This window comes from Streptomyces sp. SM1 (assembly GCF_002910825.1).
Classification (GTDB): domain Bacteria; phylum Actinomycetota; class Actinomycetes; order Streptomycetales; family Streptomycetaceae; genus Streptomyces; species Streptomyces okerensis.
Genome location: NZ_NEUB01000629.1, coordinates 1 through 5,401, shown reverse-complemented (window position 1 = coordinate 5,401; position 5,401 = coordinate 1). Strand labels below are relative to the sequence as shown.

4 protein-coding genes are annotated in these 5,401 nt (G+C 67.7%); 2 read left to right on the top strand and 2 right to left on the bottom strand.

The window, feature by feature from the left end; genetic code table 11:
• Positions 1–228 precede the first annotated feature (228 nt).
• On the bottom strand, positions 229–2,730 hold the full coding sequence (locus tag B9S61_RS15980; protein ID WP_103542860.1) for a DEAD/DEAH box helicase: 2,502 nt from the start codon (positions 2,728–2,730) through the stop codon (positions 229–231).
• Positions 2,731–2,773: 43 nt separating this feature from the next.
• Positions 2,774–2,977: a hypothetical protein gene (locus B9S61_RS15975; protein WP_181007386.1), complete on the bottom strand. Its 204-nt coding sequence runs from the start codon at positions 2,975–2,977 to the stop codon at positions 2,774–2,776.
• Between the two features lie 1,023 nt (positions 2,978–4,000).
• Here B9S61_RS15975 and B9S61_RS15970 point away from each other — a divergent pair.
• On the top strand, positions 4,001–5,023 hold the full coding sequence (locus B9S61_RS15970; protein ID WP_103542859.1) for a winged helix-turn-helix domain-containing protein: 1,023 nt from the start codon (positions 4,001–4,003) through the stop codon (positions 5,021–5,023).
• A gap of 122 nt (positions 5,024–5,145) precedes the next feature.
• The coding region (locus B9S61_RS15965; protein ID WP_146064855.1) for a transposase family protein at positions 5,146–5,401 on the top strand (256 nt) is incomplete at its 3' end.

Genomic DNA, 5,401 nt, shown 5'->3' with positions numbered 1-5,401 from the left:
GTTGAGATCCCGCTCCGCGGTCTCTCAGTGGAGTTCGCTCCGCGAACTCCTACGGCTGGCTGCAGCGGTGAGGGTGCGTCAGGGGTGCTCGAGTTTGCGGGAGTCGCGCGGATGTGGGTCGTGCTCTGCGTCGAGGGACGCTCCCTCTGAACCTGGGTGTCTCCCCTGCTGGAGTCTCCATAGTAGCACTTCCTGGGTGCTTCCTTAGTGGAGTTGTGAGCAGAAAAGTTACGGGGGATCTGAGAATCCGGGGCGCTCCTCTTCCGGAGGAACGACGTCGGCTTCACGGAGGATGCTCTGGATCAACTGGGCTCTGTTCTCGGAGAGTTGGCCGTTCTTCTGGGCGGTGCGGGTCTTGCAGAGCCAGGGGCCGATCATCACGCGCTCTCCGTCAACGTCGATCCCCTCCCGGGCGCCAGGAGGACGGCCATGCCGTTCCACGAAGGCGCGCAGCAGGGCGGCTGTCTGTTCGAAGGAGCGGCGTTTCCTGGTTCTGGGGGTGCTGGGTGTGGCGGGGGTGGTGGTCTTCGTCGTGGTCAGGGTGATGTGGTGGGGGGTGAGGCCGAGGCGGGCCAGGAAGTGGCGTTGGCCGTCATCGAGAGCGCTCCAAGTGGTGAGTTGGCGGTGCAGCCAGGTGCCGGCTTTCACGCCGTCAATCACGGCATCGCGGCGCAGAGTTGCGGGGTCGTGTCCGGTCTGAAGGTAGCGGGCCAGGAGGTGGTACTTGCGGTGCCAGTCGGGTCCGTGCGGGAGGAGCCAGTCGGGGTCGAGGGCGGTCAGACGCGCGTGGCGGGGCTTGGGGAGTTGGCCTTTGCGGGCGAGGCCGCGTTGGTCGACGAGGAACTGGCCGCCGGGATCCTGGGCAGGGATGGCGAGGTGGCCGTGTTCGGCATGGAAGGCCTCGATGAGGGTCATGTTGCCCTCGAAGGCGGCTTCGTGCTCGTCCCAGATCATGCCGAGTGCGTCGAGTTCAGTAATCCAGTCGGCGGTCAGGGTGCCTCGGCGGTGGGCGGTGCGCTGGCCTGCGATGAAGACTCCCAGGCGGTAGCCGTAGGCGTCGGTGTAGTCGACCGGGACCTTCAGGTGGCCGTGTTCGGCGTGGTAGCGGGTGGCGGCGGCCAGGCCCGCGCGGCGGGGCGCGGAGAGCACCGCGCCAGCGGAGGGCCAGGCGAGCAGGTCCATCGCTTGGGCGATCGCGTGGGGGGCGAGGGTGAAGTCGAAGCGGAACCGGCGGGTGATCAGGCGGTGGGTGGCACTGTCCAGGCGGTGCTCGGTGGTCTTGCGCGGAGCGCGAGCGGCGATGGTCTGGTCGTGGTGGCGCAGTGCTGCGGTGATCAGCCAGAGGGCTTCGTAGGGGGTGTCGAGGAGGTCGGTGGGGTCTGCTCCTGGTGGGGTGTAGGCGGGGATGATCAGACTTGCGGTCTTCACGTCGGTGGTGGGGGGTTTACGCAGGGCGCGGCCCAGGGCCTGGACGATCCGGCGGACGCTTTCGGTGCGGGAGGCGAACACGATCGCGTCCACGGCGGACAAGTCGATTCCTTCGCCGAGGACTTGGGCATTGGTGATCACGGCGCGGTCGGCGTTCACGAAGTTGTCGAGGAGTTTCGCGCGCTGGTCGGGGGTGTGGTTGCCGTTGATCGATGAGACGGACAGGGTATCGGCCCAGGAGGGGCGCTGGTCGGGTGGGAGAGTGCGCAGGGTGTGCGCGAATTGGCGGGCGAAGTCGGCGGCGTCGGCGACCTGTTGGAAGTAGACGATCACGTGCTTGAGGTCGTGTTCGGTCATCGCTTTGAGGACTGCCAGGTGCAGGGCGGTCGTGCGGCGTGCGGTCGGGGCGAAGCCGGTGTGCGCGCCGTCTGGGTCGGCCAGGACCTGGCGCAGGTCGTTGTCGGTGATCGTGGGGATCAGGAGCTGGTAGTCGGCCAGGACACCGTCCTCGATCGCCTGGGCGTGGGTGTAGGTGTGCAGGCGGGGGCCGAAGATTTTGGGGTCGTCCATGGAGGCGATCAGGGACGGGGACTCCCACGCTGGTGCGGTGGAGGGGGTGCGCTTGGGCTGGGGGCGGTTATCTGGGGCCTCGGCCAGGCGCGGTGCCTCCCACTCGTATGGGGTCGCGGTCAGATACAAGCGCCGCTTAGCAGGGACACGAGTGTTGTCGTGGATCATCGTCCACTCCTTGTCCCAACTGCCCGCGGTGCGGTGCGCCTCGTCTACGACCATGAGGTCGAAGACGGGTGCGGTGAACACCGAGTGCTGGGCCTCCTCGATCCTGGCCAGAGAGTCGAGCGTGACGAACACGATCGCCTTCTCACCCCGCTTCCGGCAGCGGGCCAGCCAATAGGCCAGGTACTCCCCCGAGTTGGTGCTTGCCGCACCCGCACCCGCCAGCGCCGGGTGCTTGCCGGCGTCGAGGGATGACACCGCCATCAACGGCTCCGTACGGCCATCCGCGCGCGCGGCCTGGGCCCATTGGCCGATCAGATCCCGCGACGGCACGGCAACCAACAGGAAGTCGGCGTCGAGCTGTTCGGCGGTACGCAGCGCGATCAGCGTCTTGCCCGTACCACACGCGGAGACCATGTGCCCGCGGCGCCCGGGCTTCCTCAGGCCGCGTGCCCCGCTGTCGACCGCACGCTGCTGATCAGGGCGCAGCGTGCGGCGGATGGAGGCAGAGGAATCGGCTGGGGGCGTGTAGTTGTTCGGGGCGATAGCACTGGGTTCGGTGGCCATCAGGTGGTTCCTTGGGCTGAAGGGCGCGGGGGCGGAGGAGAGGTCACTGGTAGAGGAAGTCTGTCCACCACACCTGAAGCCCGTCGACCAGGGCGACAGCAGTGTCGGCTGCTTGACGGCGCTGCCCGGCGTCGCACGCGTGGTACACAGCGTCGAAGGCCGGCGCTGAGTTGTGGTACTGGGCGGCGAGCCGGCAGAAGACGGCCGGAGGGCAGAAGACGGTCTTCGCCGCCGCGTCTACGTCCACGAGCTCCTCGGGTAGCCCGCCGTACACCTCGGAGGTGATCCAGGGTCTTCGAAGTTAGTGGGGGGTGTTCGTCGTCCGACGCGCCTCGGCCGCCCCACGGAGCGCCGCCCGACCAGGACGTTCGACGGGCTGTCGGTGCGTGCCGAGGTGTCGACGGTCGGCGGTACCCCCAGCAACTTCGAAGACCCGTGATCCAGCAGGCCCAGTCCACCAGTTTGCGCGTCGCCCTTACATCGTCGGCGACGCGGTCGAGCAGTACCGGTCGGCACGCGAGGTCGGCGCATTCGTCGACCGTCGTGTAGAACAGCTGGTCCAGCAGGGCGTCGCCGGCTGGGGTCGAGATGCCTGGCAGGTACGACTCGGACGGTGCGACGAACGTCCGCTGCCGCTGTTGGGCTGTCTCATCGGTGCACATGGTCGGCTCTGGTCATGCTTCTTTCACGGCCTCCTCCAGCAGGTTCGTTGCCTGGTGTCTTTGGTCCATCGTCGCGTGCTCTGTGTGCACGGCGGCCGCAGAGCGGCGAACACGCCGCACAGCGGGAGATCTTCTAGTAGGCCCGTCGCGCCCTCGCCGCACTTCCCCACCACTCGCTCCCGGGACGAGCCAGATCCACAGGCGCGGGCTACGGGCGTGGCAGTCATGGGCGAGGACGGCCTCGACGAGCTCGGCCAGGGGCCGAGGATGGTGCCGACAGGGTGTGGCCAGTGACGACTTGGCAGGGCTGGCAGCACTTCGCGCCCCTCTCGCACGCCCGCGATCGAGACGCTCGCCACGGATGTGCGCACTCTGATGATCGGGACGGCATCAGCAGACCACCGCCGTCGCACCTGATTGCAGGATTTCTTGACCTTTTCGTTCCTGTCGCGTCAGCGCGCCCACTTGAATACGTTCTCCCGCCCTCACAACCCGGCATGTTCGTCAGCCAAACAACGTCGTGAACAGGGAAGTTAAAACTCCCACACCTCAACTGGCCACTCGGGTCCCGTAGATCACGTACAGAGCCGGACCTCTAGGCTGCAGTCATGCCAGAACTGACCTTCTCCGCCGACGAGGCGCGCCGGATCTTCCTGCGTGCTCAGGGACTGCTCGGATCTCCGTATGGCAGGCGCGGCAAACCCCAGGCCGTGCTGCAGCAGTTGGGCGCCGTGCAGCTCGACACCATCTCCGTGCTGGCCCGCTCGCACGAGCTGGTGCCTTACGCCCGGCTCGGCGCGGTCGGCCGCGGTGCGGTGGAGGCGGCGTACTGGCAGGGCACTCGCGCGTTCGAGTACTGGTCGCACGCCGCCTGTGTGCTCCCTATGAGCACCTGGCCGTTGTACGCCTTCCGGCGCCGGGCGTTCGTCAAGCGCGGTCACCGTTGGCACAAGATGGCCGACAGCGAACGCTCCTGCACTGAGGTTCTTGCCCGGCTGCGCGGCGAGGGACCGATGACGGCCACCGAGCTGGGCGGCGCGAAGAACGGTGGTCCCTGGTACGACTGGTCGGAATCGAAGATCGCCATCGAGTGGCTGCTGGATACCGGTGTGGCTGTCTGCACTGAACGCCGGGGCTGGAAGCGGGTGTACGACCTGGCCGAGCGCGTGGTACCCGCCGAGCTGCTGGTGCAGGACCTGGACGACGCGACCTGTCTGAGCGAGCTCACCGCGCGGGCGGGGACGGCTCTGGGAGTGGCCACGGTGAAGGATCTCGCGGACTACCAGCGGCTGACGGTGGAACAGATCCGCTCGGCGCTGCCCGACAGCGGGCTGGTCGAGGTGCAGGTCGCCGGCTGGGGCAAGGACGGTCGTACGGCTGCCGCCTGGGCCGACCCTGCCGTCCTGGCAGAACAGCCGCGCGGCCGCCATCGCACCACACTGCTCTCGCCGTTCGACTCGCTGGTGTGGGACCGGGCGCGCACCGAGCGGGTCTTCGGCTTCGCCCATCGCCTTGAGGCGTATGTTCCCAAGGGGAAGCGGGTACACGGCTATTTCGCGATGCCGCTGCTGTCGGGCGGGCGTCTGGTGGGCCAGGGCTCCGTCAAGTTCCGTGCTTGCGTGGAGGGTTGACGATCAGGCCGGTAGAGGCGGATAGCAGAGCAGGCACGGGGGTTCGTGATCATTGTGGTGTCGAAGCCAGATGATCACGAGGACGTCCCGTGCCTGCTGTTGCATCTTCCCCTATCCCTGCCGTGCTGGAGAAGCTGGGGCCGCTGGACGCGGACCGGATCGCTGACCTGGGCCCCTACCTCGAATCGGTTCCGGATCCGCGCTCACGCCGGGGCCGGTGGTACTCGCTGACGGCCATCTTGCTGATGTGTGCCTGCGCGGCCGTCTGCGGTGCGAAGAGCATCGACGAGCTCGCCGAGTTCGGCGAGCGGGCCACGAACTCGCTGCTGGCATCCCTCGGGGTACGCCGTCACCTGCTCGGCTGGCGGCGCAGCCCCA